Consider the following 21,365-nt stretch of genomic DNA (forward strand, 5'->3'; position numbering starts at 1 on the left):
GCATGACCCACCGAAAAATCGCCATTGTCGGCACCGGCCTGGTCGGCCGCGCCTGGTCCATCGTATTCGCCCGCGCCGGCCATCCGGTCTCGATCTTCGATCCCATGGACGGCGCCGCCGAACGGGCGCTGGCGCTGATCGCGGCCAACCTGCCTGACCTCGCCGCCGCCGACCTGCTGCGCGGCGAGACGCCGCCGGATGTGCTGGCCCGCATCGCCCGTGCCGACAGCCTGGAGCAGGCCCTGGACGGGGCCGTCCATTGCCAGGAAAGCGCGCCGGAGCGGGTGGAGGTGAAGGCGGCGCTTTACAAGGACCTGGACCGCATCGCCGCGCCGGCGACGGTGCTGGCCTCCTCCACCAGCGGCATCCCGGCCTCGCAATTCTCCGAAGGTCTGGCGGGCCAGCGCCGGGTGCTGGTGGCCCATCCGATCAACCCGCCGCACATCATCCCGCTGGTGGAGATCGTGCCGGCGCCGTGGACCGACCCGGCTCTCGTGCAGCGGACCCGCGACCTGATGGCCGCTGTCGGCCAGAGCCCGATCAGCACCACGCGCGAGATCAACGGCTTCATCGTCAACCGCCTTCAGGGCGCCCTGCTGGCCGAGGCGTTCCGGCTGGTGCAGGACGGTGTCTGTTCGGTGGCGGACGTGGATGCGGCGGTGGCCGACGGCCTGGGCCTGCGCTGGTCGTTCATCGGCCCGTTCGAGACCATCGACCTGAACTCGGCCCGGGGCGTGCCCGGCTATTGCGACATGCTGGGCCAGCTTTACTATGATCTGGCGAAGGAACAGGCGGACCCGCGCGAGTGGACGCCTGGCCTCGTCGCGGACATCGACCGCCAGCGCCGCGCCGCCCTGCCCATGGACCGGCACCAGGCGCGGCAGGACTGGCGCGACCGGCGGCTGGCCGCATTGGTCGGCCACAAGAGACAACAGGCGAAGCAAGACACGCCAGACTAGGAAGAAGGACGAAACGCCATGACCGATTCCCCCATCCGCATCGGCCTGATCGGCGCCGGCGGCAATGTCCGTTCGCGCCACATTCCCGGCTTCCGCCAGCAATCGGGCGTGGAGATCGTGGCGGTCGCGAACCGCACCCGCGCCTCCGGCCAGGCCATTGCCGACGAGTTCGGCATTGCCCGCGTGTATGACGGTTGGCCGGAGGTGCTGGCCGATCCCGAGGTCGATGCGGTCTGCATCGGCACCTGGCCCTACATGCACCGCACGCTCACCGTTGCCGCGCTGGAAGCGGGCAAGCACGTCATGTGCGAGGCGCGCATGGCCATGAACCTGTCCGACGCCCGGCACATGCTGGCCGCCGCGCGCAAGCGCCCGGACCTGGTCGCCCAGATCGTGCCGGCGCCGCACACGCTGGCCTTCGACCGCACCATCCGCGAGATGGTGGCCGGCGGCGCCGTCGGCGACATCATCGCCGTCGACGCCCGCATCGCCGCCGCCCGCGCCTTCCCGGATGCGAGCGGGCCGGTGCACTGGCGCCAGGACCGCGACCTCTCCGGCAACAACATCATGAATATGGGCATCTGGTACGAGGCGATGATGCGCTGGGTCGGCCCGATGAAGACGGTCATGGCCGTCGGCCAGAGCGTCGTGAAGCACCGGCTCGACGCCGACGGCCATCGCGTCGCCATGCGCATTCCCGACCATATCGACGTGATCGGCGAGTTGGAGCAGGGCGGCCAGATGCGCTTCAACGTCTCCAGCGTGGTTGGGCACATGCCGTCGCTTGCCGACGTCCACATTTTCGGCACCGACGGCACGATCCGCCTGCACCAGCCGGTTGGCGGCGCCATGGCGCTTTCGGCGGGCAAGCGGGGCGATGCGGATCTCTCGGCCGTCGCCATCGACCCGGCCAGGCAGGGCGGCTGGCGCGTGGAAGAGGAATTCGTCAACGCCATCCGCGGCCGCGAGCCGATCACCCACACCGATTTCGTCACCGGCTGCCAATACATGGAGTGGACCGACGCCGTCACGCTCAGCCTGCGCCAGCGCCGGACGGTGACCCTGCCGCTCTGACCGGCCCGACGGGCCAAGCGACAACGCGCCGCAACGCCGGCTGTGGCGGCAAGGCGCGTTGCCGTTGATCTACATCAAAGGTATTAGGTCGCCGATGCGCTTGTGATGACATCCGAGCCTGTCGGAAGAAAATGCGTTAACGGAAGGAACGATGATGGACACGGCAACCGCAACCCGTCCGGACGCCCGCGCCGCCGCGGGGCTGGACTATGACACCATCATTATCGGCGCCGGCCTTTCCGGCATGTACCAGCTCTATCGCCTGCGCAATCAGGGCCAGAAGGTGCGGGTGTTCGAGATGGGCACCGGCGTCGGCGGCACCTGGTACTGGAACCGCTATCCCGGCTGCCGCTTCGATTCCGAAAGCTATTCCTACGGCTATTCCTGGAGCGAGGAAGTGCTGAAGGAATGGGACTGGACCGAGCATTTCGCGCCGCAGCCCGAGACCGAGCGCTATTGCAACTTCGTCGCCGACAAGTTCGACCTGCGCAAGGACATCCAGTTCAAGGCCAAGGTCGCCTCCGCCCACTATCGGGACGACAGCCAGTCCTGGGAGATCACGCTGGCGGACGGCAGCACCCACACCGCCCGCTGGCTGGTGACCGCGATCGGGCCGCTGTCCGCCCCGGTGTTCCCGCGCATCAAGGGGCGCGACACCTATAAGGGCGAGGCCTATCACACCGGCCTCTGGCCGAAGCACGAGGTGACGTTCGAGGGCAAGAACGTGGCCGTCATCGGCACCGGCGCGACCGGCGTCCAGGCGATCACCGAGATCGCCAAGACCGCCAAGAGCCTGACCGTGTTCCAGCGCCGGCCGAACTGGTGCAAGCCGCTGCGCAACAAGAAAATCCCCAAGGCGGAAATGGATCAGATCCGCGCCCGCTATGACGAGATTTTCCGCAAGTGCCAGGAAAGCGCCACCTGTTTCCTGCACACGCCCGACAAGCGCAACACATTCGACGCCACGCCGGCGGAGCGCGAGGCGTTCTGGGAGCATCAGTACAACGAGCCGGGCTTTTCCATGTGGGTCGGCGGCTTCCGGGACATGATGACCAACCGCGCCGCCAATGACGCGGTGTCGGAATTCGTCGCCAACAAGATCCGCGAGCGCGTCAAGGACCCCAAGGTCGCCGAACTGCTGGTGCCGAAGGAGCACGGCTTCGGCACCCGCCGCGTGCCCCAGGAAAGCGGCTATTACGAGGTCTACAACCAGGACAATGTCGAACTGGTCTCGATCCTCGAAACCCCGATCGAGGAGATCACCGAGGCCGGCCTGCGCACCGCGGAGCGCGAATTCGAATTCGACATGATCGTCTACGCCACCGGCTTCGACGCCATCACCGGCAGTTTCGACCGGATCGACATCCGCGGCGCCGGCGGCCAGGCGCTGAAGGACAAGTGGAAGGGCGGGCCGAAGACCTTTGTCGGCGTGCTGGTGCGCGATTTCCCCAACATGTTCATGCTGGTCGGCCCGCACACCGCGCTCGGCAACATTCCGCGCTCCATCGAATACAATGTGGAGTGGGTGGACGACCTGATCGGCTATCTCTCGACCAATGGCTATACCTACGCCAATGCGTCGGCGGAAGGCGAGGCCGACTGGACCGAGGTGGTCGTCCGGTCGAACCATGGCCTGCTGTCGTCCGAGGTCGATAGCTGGATGACCGGCGTCAACCAGAATGTCGAGGGCAAGCAGCAACGCATCATCGCGCGCTATAGCGGCACCGCGCCGCAATACCGCGAATACTGCGACCGCGTCGCCGCCAACGGCTATCGCGAAATCGAGACGCGCTAGGCGGCTCTTTTGGGGGGGAGGGGCATCGCCCCACCCTCCTGCTGCCATCGGCCCGCTCCGAGGCCTCAGGCGCTCCTGGGCCATTTTGGGCGCTTTCCCGGGCTTGACCCGGGATCCCCAGCGCGCCGGGCGCCGACCGGGCCGGCGATCACGCCGAAGGAGATCCCGGGTCAAGCCCGGGAAAGCTAGGGGGTCACGCCTGGGAAAGCGCAAGGCGCGCGGAGGCGTCCCGTCCTACACCACGCCCTTGGCCCGCAGCGCCGCCACATCCACCCCCAACGCACCCAGCACCGCGTCGGTGTCCTGGCCGAGGCGGGGCGGGGAGCGGCGGGGTGCCGTGGTCTCGCCATTCGCCTTGAAGCCCAGGCTCGGCAGGGCGACCGTGCGGGCGAGCCCGTCCAGCGCCACCGGCTGCATCAGGCCGCGGGCGGCCAGTTGCGGCTCGCCCAGCACCTCGTCCATGCGGCGGACGCGAACGCCGGGGACGCGGGCGTCGTCCAGAAAGGCTTCCCATTCCGCGGCCGTTTTGGTGCGGAACAGCGCGGCGAACTCCGCCCGCAGCGCGGGCGCATTCCGTTTGCGCGCCGTCCGCTCGGCAAAGCGCTCGTCCTCCAGCAGGTCGGCGCGGCCGATGGCGCGGCAGAGGGTCTGGAACTGGCGCTCGTTGTTGGCGGCCAGCATGATCAGGCCGTCTTGAGTCTCATAGGTGCCGGAGGACGGCGAGCCGCTGAACGCCTCGTTGCCGGTGGGCGGCGGCGGCGTGCCGGTGGCCGCGGTCGAGACCGCCAGCGAGGCCATCAGCAGCATGGCGGTATCCAGCATGGCGACGTCGACGCGCTGGCCCGCCCCCGTCCGCTCCCGCTCCAGCAGGGCGGAGACGACGGCAAAGGCGCCCATCAGGCCGGTGGCATAGTCCACATAGGGGCTGCCGACCTTGTTCGGCACCGTCTCCGGCGTGCCGGTGGTGTGCATGATGCCGACCATGCCCTGGATGATGTGGTCGTAGGCCGGGCGATGGCCCAGCGGCCCGTCCTGGCCGAAGGCGCTGAGCGAGGCATAGACCAGGGTCGGGTTCAGGTCCCTCACATCCTCATAGCCGATGCCGAGCCCGGCGGCGGTGCCCGGCTTGAAATTCTCGACGAACACGTCGGCGGTCTGGATCAACTGTTTCAGGACCGCCACGCCCTCTGCCGTTTTCAGGTTGAGGCAGACCGATTTCTTGTCGGCGTTCTGGGTCAGGAAGCCGAGGGAATAGCCGGCGGCGCTCAATTCCGCATCCTCGCCGCCGAGGCGGGTCCAGTCGCCCTGGCCGGGCAGTTCGATCTTGATGACCTCCGCCCCCATCAGCGCCAGCTGGTAGGTGCAGTAGGGGCCGGCCAGGACCTGGGTCACGTCGATCACGCGCTTGCCGGCAAGGGGCTGGAACATGGCGGTTGGTCTTTCGTTGGTGCGGCGCGCCTTCCGGAGCGGCTGGCCCGTCCGGAAGGCGATGCTTGCCGAGGGGGGCTTATTTCGGCGGTTCGTAGCCGGAGGCTTTGATCATCGCGGCCGTCTCTGCGTCCGTCTTCTGCACGAAGGCAGTGACCTTGTCATGGCCCATATAGCTGATCGGCATTTGCAGCTTGGCCGAGATATCCTTCATCTCCGGCTGCTCCACCGCCCAGGCGACCGCGGCGTCCATCTTGGCGACGATGGCAGGATCGGTGCCTTTCGGAAAGGCGATCACGGTGGGCGCGTCGCTGGCGCCCTGGTAGCCCAGTTCCGTCAGGGTCGGCGCGTCGGGCGTTTGCGGCTGGCGCTTGGTCGTGGTGACGGCCAGGACCTTCATCTTGTCCGGATAGCGGGCGTGAATGCCGCCGGAATAGGCCGTCGAAACCTGGCCGCCCAGCACCAGTTGCACCATGCCGGCGCCGCCCTTGGTGGGAATATAGTTGATGTCGAGCCCGTCCTTCTCGGCAATCAACTGCATCAGGATGCGGGCATAGGGGCTGAGCGCGGCGTATTTCGTGCCGGGATGTTCCTTGGCATAGGCGACGAAGCCCTTCATGTCGTCGAACGGGGCGGAGGACGGCGCGACAATGGCCGGCTGGAACTCGGTGGCCGTGCAGCAATAGTCGAAATCGTCCCAGCGGAAGGCGAGGCGCGGGTTCAGGTGCGGGTTCAGCGTCAGGCCGGACACCGCGCCGAAGAAGAATGTGTCGCCATCCGGCTTCTGGTGCTTGAACCAGAGCAGCGCCGTCGCCTGGCCGCCGCCCGGCTTGTTCACGACCTTGACCGGCACGCCCAGCTTCTCGCCCAGCAGCTTGGCCAGCACGCGTCCCTTGGTGTCGGTGCCGCCGCCGGCCTTGTAGCCGATCAGCATGGTGAGCGGGCCGTCCGGCCATTCCGCCCGCGCCGGCAGTGCCGCCAGCGCCAGGCCGGCAGCGGCCACCGCCGCCAGTCCGAGGGATTTGAGGATTCGCATGGGCAGTCTCCCTGTTTCTTGTGAGGCCTCAGGCGGCCGGGGTGGAGGAAGCGCGTTGGCGACGCACGACCGCGACCACGCCCAGAAGCGTCAGCGCCCAGAAGACGATGGCGATCGGGTGGTCGAAAATCTGCTCCGGCGTGCCCTTCAGCAGGCCGATGGTCTGGCGCAGCGCCAGCTCGAACCCTTCGCCGATGACGAAGCCGATCAGGAAGGTGACGAAGCTGAAATCGTATTTGCGCGCGAAAAAGCCGATCACGGCGAAAATCGCCATGATGTAGAGCCCGAACATGCCGCCGCCCTGCAGATACGAGCCGAGGCAGCAGAGAAACACCACCGCCGACAGCACGATGCTGGGCGAAAGCTTGATGACGCGGGCGAACAGATTCTGGCCGAAATAGCCGATGCAGAGCAGGATCAGCGAGGCGACCAGCATGGAGGCATAGATGCCCTGCATCAGGTCTGCCTGTTCGATGAACATCAGCGGGCCGGGCGTCACGCCCTGGATGATGAAGGCGCCGATCAGGATCGCGGCGATGACGCTGCCGGGAATGCCGAGCGCGAACAGCGGCACGAAGCTGGCCGGCACGACGGCATTGTCGGCGCTCTCGGCCGCGGCCACGCCCTCGATGGCGCCGTCGCGCTCGAACGCCTCCGGGTCCTTGGCCGCCCGCCGCGCCATGCCATAGGACAGGAACGAGCCGGTGCTGGCGCCGAGGCCCGGCAGGATGCCGATGAAAATGCCGACAAACGTGCCGCGCACGATGGCGCGGGCCGAGCGTTTCCAGTCGTCCCAGGTGACAACGGCATCCTCCGGCTTGCCGGAGCCGCGCAGCAGGTCGGTCTCGGCCTCCAGCCGGCGGCGGTTGCCGATCTGCACCATCATTTCAGAAAGCGCCAGCATGCCGATGGCGACTGGGATCAGCGGCAGGCCGTCATAGAGTTCGTAAAAGCCGAAGATCAGCCGCTCGGTCGAGGTTTCGACCTCCAGCCCGACGGTGGCGCAGAGAATGCCGAACAGGCCGGCGATCATGCCCTTGACCAGCGACTTGCCGGAGAGCGCTGCGATGAAGGTCAGCGAGAAGGCCAGGATCGCCACCAGTTCGATCGGGCCGATGGCGAGGGCATAGTCCGCCAGGGTCTGGGCCAGCAGGATCAGCGCGCAGGTGGAGACGAAATCGCCGATCACGCTGGCGAACAGGCCCATTTTCAGGGCCTTCTGCGCCTTGCCGGCCCGGGCCAGCGGATAGCCCGCCAGCGCCGTCGGCGCGGACGAGGGCTCGCCCGGCGTGTTCATCAGAATGGCGGAAACGGCACTGCCCGCCGCCGAGCCCTTGGAAATGCCGACCAGGAAGGCGATGGCGGTCAGCGGCGCGATATAGAAGGTGATGGGGATCGCCACCGCCGTCGCCGTGCCCTTGCCGAGGCCCGGCAGCGCGCCGACCAGATAGCCGATGGCGACGCCGAGGGCGACGAAGGCGATATTGTACGGGGTCAGTGCTTGGCCGAAGCCGGCGATCAGGGCGTCCATCATTGGATCGCGGTCCCCAGCACCTCGTAGAACAGCAGGTAGATCGCCAGCACCAGGCCACCCGGCAGCGCCAGCAACAGGTACCAGCGGCGCTCGCCCATATAGAGCATGGGCGCCAGGCAGACGAAGAAGCCGGCCACCGCGGGATGGACGTATTCGAACAGCAGCGCGCCGCAGACGACGACGGCGACGATGGCGACCATGGCCGCCCATTCCGACGGCTTGGTCGGCTCCGCCTCCGGCATGCGGCCGCGGGCGGCGTTGAGGGTCAGGATCGCCGCCAGCACGGTGATGCCAATGGCACAGACCTGCGGCAGCAGGGCCGGCGGCACGACGGCGCCGGTGTTCTGGTCCGTCTGCATCGGAATGATCCAGAACACCAGGGCCAGGCCGACGCCCATCAACAGGACGCCGGCAATCAGGTCGGCTTTCGGCATGTCCTCGCCTTCGGTTTTTTGGTCATCGGCCGGTTGTCCTGGCCGTTGCCTTCGACCCTAGCGACGGGTTCCGCCGGCGCCAACCCCCTGGCGCCGCTCGACGATCAAACGGTCAGGTAGCCGCCGTCGGACATCAGCGTATGCCCGGTGACGTATTGGGCCAGATCGCTCGCCAGGAAGACGGCAGGGCCGGCGATATCCTCCGGTGTGCCGTGGCGGCCGAGCGGGATGTGGGTCATGAACCGCTCCAGCATCGGCGGATTCTTCATGATGCCGTTCTCGTTCAGCGGCGTCGCGATCAGGCCGGGGCCGATGGCGTTGACGCGGATGCCGAACTTGCCGAGTTCTGCCGCGAGCCCAACGGTGAAGCCCTTCACCGCGTGCTTGGACGTGGTGTAGGCGACGCAGTTCGGCGTGTGCACGAAGCTCTGGATCGAGCCGATGGAGATGATCCGGCCCTTGGTCGCCTTCAACTGCTCCAGAAAGGCGTAGGTGGTGTTGAAGACGCCGTTGACGTTGATGCCGATGGTGTCGTCCCAGTCGCCCAGCGCGTTGTCGGTATCCAGCGTGGCGCGGCGGACAATGCCGGCATTGTTCACCAGGATCGAGAGGTCGCCGACCTCGGCCTTCACCTTGGCGGCGAGCGCGTCGCAGGCGGCGCGGTCGCGCACGTCCAGGTGCTCGGCCCGGGCGGCGTTGCCGCCGATCATGGCGACGGTCTCGGCCGCGCCGGCGGTGTTGATGTCGGCCGCGATGACGGTGGCGCCCTGTTGGGCAAAGGCCTTGGCGATGCCGCGGCCGATGCCGCTGCCGCCGCCGGTGATGAGGGCAATATGGCCGTCGAGAAGTCCGGGCATGGGTGGGGTCTCCCTGTTGTGCGAGTTTGAGGCCGCCATTGTTCCCGCAGCGGGGCCGGCTGCCAAGCGCGCGAATCGCGGCGGGGCAGGGGGAAGGGGTGGAGCGTGGGGCGTCCCTCAATACGGCGCTGCGCGCCTACTCGGGATGAAGCGGAGGTGAGTGCGATACGGCTGCCTTGCGGCCTTCCGTGGAACCGCTCTCTGGCTTCACCCCGAGTAGGGCCGCAGGCCCGTATCGAGGGGGCGGGCGGACCTCACGCCGGCAGCGCCTCGCGCAGCAGGCGGCCGAAGGCGATCATTTGCGGGCTGGTGCCCTGGTAGGTCTCGATCGCGGCCAGGATGTGATCCGCCGGGGCGTCCGCGGGCGGTGGCGGCGCCGGCGGCAGCACGGCCAGGAATTCCGGCACGGCGGCGGCGATGCGGCGGCGCAGATCGTGGCACGCCGCCGTCACCGCCGGGTCGGCGAACACCGGGCCCAGTTCCGTGGCGATGTGGGCCAGATAGGCCGGCCAGTGCGCGAGCTGGCGATAGAGGCCGGGCACGAAGGTCTCGCCGTCCATGTCGGTCGCGAGTTGCAGCAGCACCGCGCGCGTATCCGGGGAGACCGCCTCCAGCGCCAGGGTCGCCGGCGGCGGCGGAAAGCGGTGCTGTGGCCGCCACTCCGGCGACGGGCCGGGCCGGGTGCCGCTGGTGTCGGCGCCGTGCAGCAGCGCCCGCACCGTTCCGCCCAGCGCCATGTTCAGCGGCGCCACGGTCTCGAACGAGCGGCAGACCTGCCGCACCGTCTCGACCGCCTCGCTCTCCACGCCCAGCAGCCGCAGGGCGGCGGGCGAGAGTGGCGGCAGCGGCCTCAGGTTGACCTCGGCCGCCAGCGCCCAGGCCCGCTCCGGCAGCACGCCGCTCGCAAAGGCCGGGCGCACCGCATCCCACGCCCATTCGAGCACGCCCGGCAGCGTCGCCAGATGGCGTTGCAGCGACGAGACATAGGGCACGCCGTAGAAATGGCGGATTTCCGCATAGATGTCCGCGATCCGTCCGGTCGCTGCGGCCTCCGGCAGTTCGGTGAACGCGCTCAAATCGGCGGTACCTCGCCGGCGCGCGGGTCGATGGGCAGGAGTTTCGCCAGGCCGGTAGCCTCCTCGAACACCGCGGCGAGCGCCAGCAGGCCGGCCTCGTCCTGGGGCGGGCCGACCAGTTGCAGGCCGATGGGCCGGCCGAAATCGTCGAAGCCCGCCGGTACGCTGATCGCCGGGCAGGCGGTCATGGAAATGGCCGAGGTGGTCAGCGAGCCCGCGATATAGTTCTCGATCTTCACGCCGTCGACGGTGTCGACATAGCGCAGATCCACGTCGAAGGGCGGCACATTCACCACCGGGCAGGCGAGGAAATCATAGGTCTCGAAGAAGTCCACGACGCGGCCGTAGAACGCCGCCCGCTCGCGCTCGGCCCAGCCGATCTGCTCCGGGCTTTGCGCCAGGCCTTTCTCGGTGTTCCAGAGAATGTCGGGCTTGAGCTGGTCGCGGTGGTGCGCCATTTCCTTGTGCCGGTTGGTGACGAAAATCTGGGCGCGCAGGATCTGAAACGCCTCGGCAATGCCGCCGAGGGCGGGGAAGGCTTCCTCGACCGCACAGCCCAGATCGGCCAGGCCGAGCGTGGCCTTCTCCGTCACCTGCCGCACCGCGCGGGCGACCGGGACGGTGCCGCCATAGTCGAGGGTGAAGCCGATGCGCTTGCCGGCCAAGCCGGTGCGCCCGCGGGCCAGCGCGGCCATGGTGGAGGCGAAAAAGCTCTCCGCCGGCGGGTGGAGGGTGAGCGGATCATACGGGTCGCGGCCGGAAATGGCGTCCAGGAACAGCGCCAGGTCCGGCACGTCGCGCGCCATCGGCCCCTCGACCGACGAGGGCGAGAACAGGTTGCCGGCCGTGCCGCGCGTCACCCGACCCGGCGAGGGCCGGAGCCCCACGACCGAGCAGAAGCTGCCGGGCTTGCGCAGGCTGCCGCCGTGGTCGGAGCCGTGGGCGAGCCAGACCTCCCCCGTCGCCAGCGCCACCGCCGCGCCGCCCGACGAGCCGCCGCAGGTCAGCGCCGTGTTCCAGGGGTTGCGGGTCTTGCCGAACACCTCGTTGAAGGTGGAGCCGCCGGCGCCGAATTCCGGCGTGTTCGACTTGGCCAGCACCAGCCCGCCATTCGCCTCCAGCCGTTGCACCATGCGGTGCGAGCGCTCCGGCACATGGTCCTTGTAGATCGGCGAGGCGTAGGTGGTGCGCACGCCTTCCACGTCCATCAGGTCCTTGATCGCCACCGGCAGTCCGCCGAGCCAGCCGCGGGCGTTCGGGGGCCGCGCCGGCAGGCGCCGGGCGCGTTCCCGCGCCCGGTCGGGGCAGAGGGTCGGCAGCGCGTTGACCTGGGGCTCGACCTGTTCGATGCGGGCGAGCGCCGCGTCGATCAACTCCAGCGGCGAGACCTCGCCCACCTCCAGCAACTGGACGACCTCGCGCGCGGGCATGCGCGTCAGCGACAGGTCCGCGCTCATGAGCCGAGCCGCTGGCGCAGGAAGCCGGTGAGCGCGGCAAACTCGGCCCGCGCCGCCGGCCCGCCGTCGCGCAAACGCAGGAAGCCGTGGATGAAGCGCGCGGCGCAACGGTAGGTGACCGGCACGCCGGCCGCCTTCAGCCGCCGGGCATAGTCGAAGCCGTCATTGTAGAGCGGGTCGTATTCCGCCGTGACGACGAAGGTGGGCGGCAGGCGCGACAGGTCCGTGGCGCAGGCCGGCGTGGCATACGGATCGTTCGAGCGCACGCCCTCGCCCAGATACCAGTCCCAGTACTGTTTCATCGACGCGGTGGTGAGGCCGGGCGGATCGGCATTGTAGGCGAAGGACGGCGCCGACAGGTCGTCGGTCAGGCAGGGATAGACCAGCACCTGCGCCGCGATCGCCGGCCCGGCCCGGTCGCGCGCGGCGAGGCAGACCGCCGCCGTCAGGCAGCCGCCGGCGCTGTCGCCCGCCACGGCGATGCGGCTGGCATCGATGCCGAGATCGGCGGCATGGGCGGCGATATGGGCGACGACGCCATAGCAGTCGTCGAACGGGTCCGGGTGCTTGTGCTCGGGCGCCAGCCGGTAGTCGACACTGACGCAGACCGCCCGCGCGTCCACGGCCAGGCCCCAGCCGGTGCTGTCGCTGGTCTCGGGCGAGCCCTTCATGAAGCCGCCGCCATGGATGTAGACCACGCAGGGCGCCCGTTTGCCCAGGCCCTTGGGCCGGTAGATGCGCACCGGCACCGGCTGGCCGTCGAGCCGGGGCATGGTGCTGTCCTGCACTTCCAGCCCGTCCGGCCGGGGCGGCTTGACGGCCGCGGCGGCGGCATCGAACACCGCGCGCATGTCTTCGAGCGTCGTGGCGGGCTTCTGCGCCGCGCGGGCGTCGATCAGCGGTTGCATTTCCGGGTGGGTGTCATAGCGGCCGGGCATGCGGGCGGCACTCCAGAGAGGGAGGTGAAGGGATGTGCCCTCAGCCTAACCCGACCCTCCGCCGCTTGACCAGAACCCTTGCGCGGTGGTGGGCGCCGCGATGCACCCCGGAGCCTGCGGAGCGGGCGTCCGGTGTCGGTCGCGGCGTGCGCACACGGGCGGCGACGGTGTTCGAAGGATGATGCCGATCCCGGATCGGCGCTCCGCACCGTCCGGGACACACCGAATGCTGATCGCGGGAGCGGGGGAGGTGGGCGCCGGCCGTTACGCCGCCAGCCCGTAGGCCTCGGCCAGCGACGGGTCGCGGGCGGCGACCTGGCGGGCCAGATCGACAATGACCTTGGCCTGTTTCCAGGTGGCATCGTCCTGCATCTTGCCGTCGATCATCACCGCGCCGGAGCCGTCGGGCATCGCCTCCAGAATGCGGAGCGCCAGTTGCACCTCGTCGGCGGGCGGGCTGAACACGCGCTTGGCGATTTCGATCTGCGACGGGTGCAGGCTCCACGCGCCGGCGCAGCCCATGAGGAAGGCGTTGCGGAACTGGGCCTCGCACGCGGCCGGGTCGGAGAAGTCGCCGAACGGGCCGTAAAACGCCTTCAGCCCGTGCGCCATGCAGGCGTCCACCATCTTGGCGAGCGTGTAGTGCCACAGATCCTGCTGGTAGAAGGCGCGGGCCGCCTCGGGCGCGGCCGCATCGGGATCGGCCAGCACGCCATAGGCGGGGTGGCCGCCGCCGACGCGGGTGGTCTTCATGCCACGGCTGGCGGCCAGGTCGGCCGGGCCGAGGCTCATGCCCTGCATGCGCGGGCTGGCCGCCGCGATGGCCTCCACATTGTTGACGCCCTGGGCCGTCTCCAGGATGGCGTGGATCAGGATCGGCGTCTGCACGCCGTGCTTGGCCTCCAACTGGGCCAGGAGCTGGTCCAGATAATGGATGTCCCACGGCCCCTCGACCTTGGGCAGCATGACCACGTCCAGCTTGTCGCCGATGGCGGCCACCAGTTCGGTGACGTCATCCAGCATCCAGGGGCTGTCGAGCGCGTTGACCCGGGTCCAGAGGCCGGTCTGGCCGAACTCGTTGGCCTGTCCGACCTCGATCAGGCCGGCCCGGGCGGCTTCCTTGGCATCGGCCGGGATGGCGTCTTCCAGATTGCCCAGCAGCACGTCCACGTTGGCGATCATGCCCGGCACCCGGTCGCGCATCTTTGCGACATGGGGCGGGAAGAAGTGGATCATGCGCTCGATCGCCACCGGCATCTCACGCGGGGGCTGCGGCGCACCGATGGCCAGCGGCTTGTAAAAGGCTTTGGCAGGCTTTTGCATGGAACTCGGGTCTTTTCGGGGGGTGGGTATGGGCGGCAGGGCCGGATCAGGCGACGCGGCGCGGCATCAACGCCCAGTAGTCCAGGTCCAGCAGCACATTCGGTTGGTAGCGCCCGTCCTCGCCTTTGAGCGAGAAGGCATCGCCCGCCGGCATGTCCTTCAGCGCGACCAGACGCAGGCGCAGGGCGCCGACGCCGGGGGCGGCGGTCTCGGCCTTGTCCAGCACCTCGCTCCACGCATAGACGGTATCGCCGGCAAACGCGGGGTTGGTGTGGCTGCCGGCGTTGATCCCGACAATCCGGCAGGCATTGGCCAGGCCGTTGAAGCTGAGGGCGCGAGCCATGCTGATGATGTGGCCGCCATAGACCAGGCGCCGGCCGAAGCGGCTATAGCTCTGGGCGACGCGGTCGAAATGCACCTTGGCCGTGTTCTGATAGAGGCGGGTCGCCATCATGTGCTCCGCCTCCTCAATGGTCATGCCGTCGACATGGTCGATGCGCTCGCCGACGGCATAGTCCTCCCAAAGCGCGGGCGACCCGGCAAGGTTGGTGTCGTAGGCGGTCGCGTCGAACGGCGGGGCAATCGGCAGGTCGGCCGGCGCGACGGCCGGCAGGAGGTCCGGCGTCTGGGCCGGGGGCGCGGCTGCCGCGGCGTCGAACTTGTGCACCATCACCCAGCGCTTGAAGGCCAGGACCGGCGCGCCGTGCTGGTTCCGGCCTTCGGTCTGCACATAGACGACGCCGGTCTTGCGGTTCGAGTTCTCGCGCAGGCCGATCACCGTCGAGCGGGCCGACAGGGTATCGCCGGGAAACACCGGGGCCAGGAAGCGGCAATCCGCATAGCCGAGATTCGCCACCGCGTTCAGCGACACGTCCGGCACCGACTTGCCGAAGACGACGTGAAACACCAGCAGATCGTCCAGCGGCGCCTGGGGGTAGCCGACCGCCTGGGCAAAGGAATCGGCGGACTGCAACGCGAACCGGCTGCCGTACAGGGCGGTATAGAGCGCCTGGTCGCCATCGGTTATGGTGCGAGGCGTGGCGTGCTCCAGCAGGGCGCCGATGCGAAAGTCTTCAAAAAACTGCCCGATCGATGATTTCGGGTGTGAAACCATGAATGGTCCTCCGATAACGAACGGACGTTCCTCGATTTTGCTGATGTTGCGCGCATACGAACATAAATCTCAGCATCGGCCCAGTTGGCGCATCGCCGCGCTTGGCGTCCAAGGGAATGCAGACGATGGTACCGAAAATGCCCTCCGATCCGGCGCTGGCCGAAGGGTTCGAGCTGGCCGGCGCGCCGGCGTCCTTCCTGGCCGACCCCTATCCCACCTATCGCTCGCTGCGGGACCACGCGCCGGTCAAGCGCCTGGCCGACGGGTCGCTGTTCCTGACCCGCTATGCGGATTGCCAGGCCGTGTACAAGGATCCGGCGCGGTTTCTTTCCGACAAGCGCGACGCCTTCCGGCCGGTGTTCGGTGACGGCTCGCCCCTGTTCGAGCATCACACCACCAGCCTGGTGTTCAACGACCCGCCCTTGCACACGCGGGTGCGGCGCCTGCTGGCGCCCGCCTTCACGCCGCGGGCGCTGGAGGCGTTGCGCCCGCGGGTCGCGGCCTTTGTCGACCGCCTGCTGGACGAGGCCGAGGCCAAGGGAGAGTTCGACCTGATCGGCGACCTGGCAAGCGCCCTGCCGGTGCAACTGATCGGCGACATGCTGGGCGTGCCGGCCGACGAGCGCGACCCGCTGCGCGCCTGGTCGCTGGCGATCCTGGGCGCGCTGGAGCCGCGGCCCTCAGCGGAGGTGCTGGCGGTCGGCAACCGGGCGGTGGAGGATTTCAAACGCTATCTGCGCGACCTGATCCGCCGCCGCAAGGCCGGCGCCCTGCCAGCGGTCGAAGGCGAGATTCTCTCCAAGCTGATGGCGGAAACCCGGGACGGCGACCGCCTCAGCGAGTGGGAATTGCTGCACAACTGCATTTTCCTGCTGAACGCCGGCCACGAGACCACCACCAATCTGATCGGCAATGGCGTCGAGGCGCTGTTCCGCCACCCGGCGGAGTTCCGGCGGCTCTGCGACGACCCCGGCCTGATCGCCGGCGCGGTCGAGGAATTGCTGCGGTTCGAGAGTTCCAACCAGCTGGGCAACCGTCAGGCGGCGACCGATTGTGCCATCGGCGGCGAGACCGTGGCCGCCGGCACCTATATTCATGTCTGCATCGGCGCGGCGAACCGCGATCCGGCGGAGTTTCCGGACCCGGAACGGCTCGACCTCGGCCGGACGCCGAACCGTCATCTGGCCTTCGCCACCGGCATCCATGTCTGCGCCGGCGCCGCGCTGGCGCGGATGGAGGGGCAGGTGGCCATCGGCAAGCTGGTGGCCCGCTTCCCCGGGCTGGAGCCCGCCGGCCAGCCCGTGCGCGGCGGACGCGCCCGCTTTCGCGGTTTCCTGGAACTGCCGGTCCGGGCCGGATGATGGCCGACCGCTGCCGGCAAGGGTGGCGCGAGCGATTCCATATCACAGGAATAAAATTCATGGTTGCGCACAACATACAATAGCAGGATTGTAATGCATGTAACCTGGTAATGGGAAATCATCTCATAAAGGGACTGAGCAGTGAAACGTATCGGAGGATTGATGCTGGCCGGCCTGCTGGTAACGATGCAGCCGGCATCCGCGGGTTTGATTGGTTATTATACGTTCGAAGCCAGCGACGGCACGGACAGCAGTGGCAGCGGCAATCATGGCACCGTCGGATCGGCGGTCGGCTTTACCGCCGCGGGACTGGGTGTCGATGGCGGCGTAGCCGGCAGTTTCAGCGATGCGACCGGCACGACCAACATGATCGGCCTGCCCATCGACATTCGTGCAGAGACCCATCCGACGCTCACCATGGGCGCGTTCGTGACCAAGACACCGGGAACCAGCACCAAGGCGAAATTCCTGAGCCACGACAATGGCGGCTTCGACCGCACCCTGGGCACCGACTTCCGCGGCGGCAGTGCGGCCGGCGCCTATGCGGCCTTCACCGGAGTGGGCGTGTTCAACTCCGGGATCGTGCCCGCCATGACCGGGTATGATTTCGTCGCCGTGCGCTATAACGCAGCCGGCACCATGACGCTGACCGTCAACGGCGTCCATACCAGCACCGTCGACAACACCGACTTCAATGTCGGGTTTTCCCAGCTCTTCATCGGCGGCAATCCCGGCTTCAACGAGGACTGGGTCGGCCTGATCGACAATGTCTTCGTCTATGACGAGTTGCTGAGCGACGCGGAACTGGCGGCCATCCAGCAGGCCCGTGGCGTGCCGGGCTTCAGCAGCGGCCAGGCGCCGGAGCCGGTTTCTCTCGCCTTGATCGGCGGCGGGCTCATGGCCATGACCCGACTGGCGCGGCGGCGACGCTAAGTCCCTTTCGCGCTTCTCGAATCGGAGCATAGTCGCAGGATTATGCTTCGATTCCTTCACACCGCCGACTGGCAGATCGGCCGCAGTTTCGCCTCGGTGCCGGGCGATGCGGCGGCGTTGCTGCGCCAGGCCCGCGTCGACGCGGTCGACCGGCTGGCCGAGGCCGCCCGCAACCACGCCTGCCCGTTCGTCCTCGTCGCCGGCGACGTGTTCGATGCCGAAGGATTGGCCGAGGCCACGTTGCAGGCGCCGATGGGGCGGATGGCGCGGGCGCGGGATCTGGTCTGGTACCTGCTGCCGGGCAATCACGACCCGGACCGGCCGGAAGGGCTGTGGGACCGGCTCGCCCGGCTGGGCCTGCCGGAGAATGTGCGCGTGCTGCGCGCGGCCGAGCCGGTGGCGCTGGGCGACGGCGCGGTGTTGCTGCCGGCCCCGCTCGCCGCGCGCGACCATGGCGACGACCCGACCGCCTGGATGGACAGCGCCGCGACGGCCGAGGGTCTGGTCCGCATCGGCCTCGCCCATGGCAGCATCCGCGATTTCGGCTCCGGCGAAACCGCGGTGCTGGAGCGGGAGGCGCTGGCGCCCGACCGGGCGGCTAGGGCCGGCCTCGCCTATCTGGCGCTGGGCGACTGGCACCGCGCCCGCAGCATCGCCGCCAACACCTGGTATTCCGGCACGCCGGAACCGGACCGCTTCTATGGCCCCGGCGAGCCCGACGGCGGCGAGGCGCTGGTGGTCGCCGTCGCCGGCCCGACCGCACCGCCAGAGGTGCAGCGGGTGCGGACCGCCCGCTACACCTGGGCCAGCCTCGACGAGACCGTGGCCGACGCCGACGACATCGCCGCGCTCGCCGCCCGCATCGACTCCCTGACCGACGATCCCGCCCGCCTCGTGCTGAAACTCGCCCTGCGCGGCAGCGTGCCGCTGGCGGTGCGCGAGCAGGCGGAGACGGGGCTGCGGCGGCGGCTGGAAGGGCTGCAAGTCATCCTGGACTGGGACGACGACCGGCTGTTGCCGGAGCCGACCGCCGACGACCTCGACGCCATCGACCGGCCGGGCGGCGTGCTGCGCCTTGCCGCCGAACGCTTGCAGGCCCTGGCCGACGACGCCGGCAATCCGGAGGCCGCCATGGCCCGGCGGGCGCTGGCCCGGCTCTATCTGGAAGCGAAGGCGGCACACGCATGAGCCGGCTGATCCTGACCGATCTGGTGGTGGAGAGCTTCCGCAAGTTCGACCGCCCGCACCGGCTGGAAGGGCTGGGCCCCGGCCTGAACCTGCTGGCCGCGCCGAACGAGGCCGGCAAGTCGACGTTGAAACTGGCCTTGGACGCAGCCCTGTTTCAGCGCCACCGCCTGTCCGGCGCCGGCGCGAACCAGTATGTGAACCAGTGGCACGAGGCGCCGCCGGCGGTGCGGGTGGCGTTCGAACTGGACGGCGCTGGCTACGGCCTCGCCAAGCGCTTCTACAAGCAGCAAAAGGCCGTCCTGCACCGGCCGGACGGCACCAGCGTCGAGGGCGATGCGGCCGAGCGCGAATTGCAGACGCTGCTGGGCTTCCAGGCGCCGGAGCGCGGCGGGATGCGGCCGGAATTGCTGGGGGTGTGGGGCCTGCTCTGGGCGAGCCAGGGCGACACGATCCAGCCATTGGCCGTCAGCGAGACCGCGCGGGACTCGCTCGCCGAGTGCCTGGCTGCCAGCGGCGTCGCGGCGGTGACCGGTGGCCGGCGCGGCAGCGCGGTCCCGGCGCGGGTGCGCGAGGCGCTGGCCGCCTATGTAACGCCGGGGCGGGCGCAACCGACCGGGCGCTATCGCCAGTTGCTGGCCGACCAAGCCGAGTACGCAGACGCGCTGGCGGCTGCCGAGCAGGTGCAGCGGGAATTGGCGGATCAGACCGAAGACCTGCTGGCCGCCCGCCGCGATCTGGCCGCCGAACAGCGCGGCACCGACGAGGCCGCCGAAGCCGAGGCCATCCGGGCCTTGCGCGCCCGCCTCACCGAGGCGCAGCAACTGGCGGGGCAGGTGGAGACCGCCTCGCTGGCGGTTTCGCTTGCCGGTCAGGAGGCCGCCGCGGCAGACGAAGCCGCCAAGCGCCGGCAGGAGGCAATCGCCGGCGTCAAAGGGCTGGCCCAGGCCCTCCAGACCGCAACGAAGGGTGCCGAGCAGGCGACGGCAGACCTGGCGGCGGCCGCCACGGCCCTGGCCACCGCCGAAGATGAGGCGACCACGGCCGCCGCCGCCGCCAAGGCCGCCAAGGCCACCGTCGACCGCGTTGCCCGGCAACGCTCGCTGCGCGAGCGCCATGCCACCCTCAGCCGCGAGACCGAGCGGCTGCAACAGGCGCTGGAGGCGGCGCGCAAGAGCCAGACCCTGCACCAGCAGGCCGAGGCGCTGCTTTGCACCCCGGCCAGAGTAAAGCGCCTGCGCGAACTCGCCGGCAAACAGGCCACCGCCGCCGCGGCGCGCGAGGCCGCCGCCACGGCCCTGCGCTTCCATTTGACGGCGGAGGGAGCCGACACCGTTCGCCTGGAGGGCGCCGCGCTGGCATCGGATGCGGTGGTGGACCTGCTGCAACCGGCCCGGCTCGACCTCGGCGCGCTCGGCCATGTGGAGATCGCGCCCCGGGTCCGGGATGCGGATGCGCTGGAGCGGGATTTGCGGCAGGCACAGTCCGATCTGGACGAGGCCTTGCACGCGCTGGGCGTCGCCAGCCTCGCGGAGGCAGACGAACAGGCGGAACGTCTCGCCGGCCTGCTGGCCGAGGCCAAGTCGGCTGCCGAGCGGGCCAAGACCCTGGTGCCCGATGCCGCCGGCGTCGCCGACCTCGCCGGCCGGTTGCAACTGGCGGAGGCGGACTTGCAGGCGCTGAGCGCGGCACCGGACGCGGCGGAAGACCCCGTGCCCGAAGACCTGGACGCGGCCGAGGACGAGGCCAAGGCCGAGGCAATTCAGGCCGATGCCCTCCACCAGGCCGCGCAGCAGCGCCTGGGCGATGCCCGGCAGGCGCACGCCCTGGCCAAGCAGGCCGACCAGCACGCGACCAAGGGTCTGCGCGACGCCCGGGCCACCCATGCCGCCGCCAGCCAGGCACTGGAGGCGGCCCGCACCGCCGCCTCCGACGGCTCCCTGGCCGAACGCATCGTCGCCGCGGCTCAAAAGCAGACCGGTGCCCAGGCCGCCCTCGCCGCCCTCGAAGCCAGCGCCGAGGAACTGGGCACGCCGCAGCGCGTTCAGGCCCAGTTGGACCGGGCCGAAACCGCGCGCACGAACCGCCGTGACCGTATCGTGAAGCTGGGCCTCAGCATCGCCCGCCTGGAAGAACAGGTCCGCGCCGCCTCGGCCAAGGGACCGGACGAGGCGGTGGCCGAGGCGCGCGACGGCCTGGAGCGCGTCGCGACCGAAACCGCCCGGATCGAGCGGGACAAGGACGCGCTGCAACTGCTCGACCGCGTGCTGACCGAGGCCGCGCGCGAGGCGGAGGCGCGTTATCTGGCCCCGCTCACCCGCCAGCTTCGCCCCTATATCGGCGACCTGCTGGGCCAGGCGGAACTGGAGCTGAACGCCCAGTTCAGCCCCGCCGGCCTCAGCCGCACCGCCGGGCAGGAGGCGTTCGCGCAACTCTCGGCCGGAACGCAGGAACAGCTTTCGATCCTGACCCGTCTCGCCTTCGCCGACGTGCTGGCGGCGCAAGGCCGGCCGGCGGTGTTGTTGCTGGACGACGCCCTGTTGTTTTGCGACGACGTGCGCCTGGAAAGCATGTTCGACGCGCTCGAACAGGCGGTCGAGCGGTTCCAGGTCATCGTCTTCACCTGCCACGCCCGCGCCTTCGACGGGCTGGGCGGCCGGGCGCAGCGGCGCCTTTCCATCGAACCCACCGACGCCATCGCCTTTTGATCGCGCTGCCGTCGGGGGCGTGGTTCCACCGACCCCACTCCGCCCCGATTCTCCCGCACAGGCGGGAGCCCATGCCTGAGACTCTCCCACGGAGCCCGGATTGTGTGACATGCTCACCGATACCGGCCCGCGACCCTTGCGGTCGAACGCAAT

17 protein-coding genes are annotated in these 21,365 nt (G+C 69.3%); 7 read left to right on the plus strand and 10 right to left on the minus strand.

The features are described 5' to 3' along the window. The first annotated feature begins 2 nt into the window (after positions 1 to 2). The 3 genes from H6844_07915 (at position 3) to H6844_07925 (ending at position 3,828) form a co-directional block, all read left to right on the plus strand. Entirely contained in the window at positions 3 to 959 is a 957-nt protein-coding gene (locus tag H6844_07915; protein ID MCB9929325.1) for a 3-hydroxyacyl-CoA dehydrogenase, read from the plus strand. Between the two features lie 18 nt (positions 960 to 977). Then, positions 978 to 2,033: a Gfo/Idh/MocA family oxidoreductase gene (locus H6844_07920; GenBank protein ID MCB9929326.1), complete on the plus strand. Its 1,056-nt coding sequence runs from the start codon at positions 978 to 980 to the stop codon at positions 2,031 to 2,033. 154 nt (positions 2,034 to 2,187) lie between these two features. Continuing rightward, positions 2,188 to 3,828, plus strand: a complete 1,641-nt coding sequence (locus H6844_07925; GenBank protein ID MCB9929327.1) for an NAD(P)/FAD-dependent oxidoreductase — start codon at positions 2,188 to 2,190, stop codon at positions 3,826 to 3,828. Between the two features lie 234 nt (positions 3,829 to 4,062). Here the strand turns inward: H6844_07925 and H6844_07930 are convergent, their stop codons facing one another. From H6844_07930 to H6844_07975, 10 genes are all read right to left on the minus strand, one after another. Then, positions 4,063 to 5,256, minus strand: coding sequence for a CoA transferase (locus H6844_07930; protein MCB9929328.1), 1,194 nt, complete (start codon positions 5,254 to 5,256; stop codon positions 4,063 to 4,065). Between the two features lie 79 nt (positions 5,257 to 5,335). Next, positions 5,336 to 6,292, minus strand: coding sequence for a tripartite tricarboxylate transporter substrate binding protein (locus H6844_07935; protein ID MCB9929329.1), 957 nt, complete (start codon positions 6,290 to 6,292; stop codon positions 5,336 to 5,338). A 28-nt stretch (positions 6,293 to 6,320) separates the two neighbouring features. Continuing rightward, the gene (locus H6844_07940) at positions 6,321 to 7,823 is read right to left on the minus strand and encodes a tripartite tricarboxylate transporter permease (protein MCB9929330.1); all 1,503 of its coding nucleotides are present in this window, start codon (positions 7,821 to 7,823) and stop codon (positions 6,321 to 6,323) included. Beyond that, positions 7,823 to 8,260, minus strand: coding sequence for a tripartite tricarboxylate transporter TctB family protein (locus H6844_07945; GenBank protein ID MCB9929331.1), 438 nt, complete (start codon positions 8,258 to 8,260; stop codon positions 7,823 to 7,825). Before H6844_07945 ends, H6844_07940 begins: the two co-directional genes overlap by 1 nt. A 104-nt stretch (positions 8,261 to 8,364) precedes the next feature. Then, positions 8,365 to 9,117: an SDR family oxidoreductase gene (locus tag H6844_07950; protein ID MCB9929332.1), complete on the minus strand. Its 753-nt coding sequence runs from the start codon at positions 9,115 to 9,117 to the stop codon at positions 8,365 to 8,367. A 254-nt stretch (positions 9,118 to 9,371) separates the two neighbouring features. Beyond that, the gene (locus tag H6844_07955) at positions 9,372 to 10,193 is read right to left on the minus strand and encodes a hypothetical protein (GenBank protein ID MCB9929333.1); all 822 of its coding nucleotides are present in this window, start codon (positions 10,191 to 10,193) and stop codon (positions 9,372 to 9,374) included. Next, entirely contained in the window at positions 10,190 to 11,650 is a 1,461-nt protein-coding gene (locus tag H6844_07960; protein MCB9929334.1) for an amidase, read from the minus strand. The genes H6844_07955 and H6844_07960 overlap by 4 nt, the downstream gene beginning before the upstream one ends. Then, positions 11,647 to 12,588 carry an alpha/beta hydrolase gene (locus H6844_07965; GenBank protein ID MCB9929335.1) on the minus strand — a complete coding sequence of 314 codons (942 nt, stop codon included), beginning with the start codon at positions 12,586 to 12,588 and terminating at the stop codon, positions 11,647 to 11,649. The genes H6844_07960 and H6844_07965 overlap by 4 nt, the downstream gene beginning before the upstream one ends. 264 nt (positions 12,589 to 12,852) lie before the next feature. Continuing rightward, the gene (locus H6844_07970; GenBank protein MCB9929336.1) at positions 12,853 to 13,911 is read right to left on the minus strand and encodes a CoA ester lyase; all 1,059 of its coding nucleotides are present in this window, start codon (positions 13,909 to 13,911) and stop codon (positions 12,853 to 12,855) included. Positions 13,912 to 13,957: 46 nt separating this feature from the next. After that, the gene (locus tag H6844_07975) at positions 13,958 to 15,025 is read right to left on the minus strand and encodes a MaoC family dehydratase (GenBank protein ID MCB9929337.1); all 1,068 of its coding nucleotides are present in this window, start codon (positions 15,023 to 15,025) and stop codon (positions 13,958 to 13,960) included. Between the two features lie 137 nt (positions 15,026 to 15,162). Between H6844_07975 and H6844_07980 the strand changes: the two genes are divergently transcribed. From H6844_07980 to H6844_07995, 4 genes are all read left to right on the plus strand, one after another. Next, positions 15,163 to 16,386: a cytochrome P450 gene (locus H6844_07980; protein MCB9929338.1), complete on the plus strand. Its 1,224-nt coding sequence runs from the start codon at positions 15,163 to 15,165 to the stop codon at positions 16,384 to 16,386. Between the two features lie 141 nt (positions 16,387 to 16,527). After that, positions 16,528 to 17,319 carry a hypothetical protein gene (locus H6844_07985; protein MCB9929339.1) on the plus strand — a complete coding sequence of 264 codons (792 nt, stop codon included), beginning with the start codon at positions 16,528 to 16,530 and terminating at the stop codon, positions 17,317 to 17,319. A 42-nt stretch (positions 17,320 to 17,361) separates the two neighbouring features. Beyond that, the gene (locus H6844_07990) at positions 17,362 to 18,507 is read left to right on the plus strand and encodes a metallophosphoesterase (GenBank protein ID MCB9929340.1); all 1,146 of its coding nucleotides are present in this window, start codon (positions 17,362 to 17,364) and stop codon (positions 18,505 to 18,507) included. Then, positions 18,504 to 21,212 carry a hypothetical protein gene (locus H6844_07995; protein MCB9929341.1) on the plus strand — a complete coding sequence of 903 codons (2,709 nt, stop codon included), beginning with the start codon at positions 18,504 to 18,506 and terminating at the stop codon, positions 21,210 to 21,212. The genes H6844_07990 and H6844_07995 overlap by 4 nt, the downstream gene beginning before the upstream one ends. The last annotated feature ends 153 nt before the right edge of the window (positions 21,213 to 21,365 follow it).

This window comes from Alphaproteobacteria bacterium, from assembly GCA_020638555.1.
Lineage (GTDB): Bacteria > Pseudomonadota > Alphaproteobacteria > Bin95 > Bin95 > JACKII01.